Source organism: Paucilactobacillus wasatchensis (assembly GCF_000876205.1).
In the GTDB taxonomy this organism is placed as follows: Bacteria; Bacillota; Bacilli; order Lactobacillales; family Lactobacillaceae; genus Paucilactobacillus; species Paucilactobacillus wasatchensis.
Genome location: NZ_AWTT01000096.1, coordinates 1 through 830 on the forward strand (window position 1 = coordinate 1; position 830 = coordinate 830).

Below are 830 nucleotides of genomic sequence, written 5' to 3' on the forward strand. Positions count from 1 at the left end.
AAGCTTATCTAGAGTGTCCCTGATCATTACTTTGTTGGGCGACGAACTGACTATTGCCGCTATAACTTCTTTACTGGCTTCATCAGTGATGGCTGAGATATAGCCCCAATTTCCATTGTAAAGACGTATTTGAGTGACATCAGTATGAAATACTGTCAGTGGTTGCTTAGCGTCAAAATTTTGATTAAGAACGTTGGGGGCAATTTTACCGACTTTACCTTTGTATGACGAGTATTTAGACGTATGTTTCGAGTAAATAGATACTTTGAGACCCATTGCGCTCATGATTCTTCGAATCGTTTCTTCGGCGTATGGAAAACCATGTTTTACGGCCTCGTGATGGATTCGACGATAACCGTAGGTTTCATTTTCCTTGTAATAAAGATTCTTGATAAATTTTTTTAATTCAGCGTATTTGTCGGGTTTCTTCTCGCGCTTAAGTCGATCATAGTAAGTTGCTTTGGGCAGTTTAAGTCTTGATAAAAGTTCTTGGAAATTGTATTGCGACCTTAACGATGTAACGACGTCAGTCCTTACCTTTGTGGATAATGTTTCTTTGAATTCTTCGTCAGGGTCGCTAATGTTTTTAAAATATCACGGTCCAACTCTGCTTCATGCAACTCTTGTTTCAACTTTAAAATCTCTTGCTTATATTTTTCCTTTTGAGTTTGTTCAAGGTACTTTTGCACATTTGTCTTCTTGTGTTTGGTCATGGGTAGCCTACCTTTTTGCCTGGGTCGCAAACCAACTACTCCCTGTTCTTTAAAAATTTTATTCCATGAAGAAACCTGACTTAAGTTGATACCAAAATGTGCAGCGGTTTGCGATAG

2 protein-coding genes are annotated in these 830 nt (G+C 38.4%); both read right to left on the bottom strand.

What is annotated here, in order from left to right; translation table 11 throughout:
- Nucleotides 1-582: IS3 family transposase (locus WDC_RS09435; protein WP_156127031.1), on the bottom strand; the 582-nt coding region annotated here is incomplete at its 3' end.
- Nucleotides 534-830 (bottom strand): helix-turn-helix domain-containing protein (locus WDC_RS09270; RefSeq protein WP_044011562.1); only part of this gene is annotated, 297 nt, incomplete at its 5' end. The genes WDC_RS09270 and WDC_RS09435, both read right to left, overlap by 49 nt.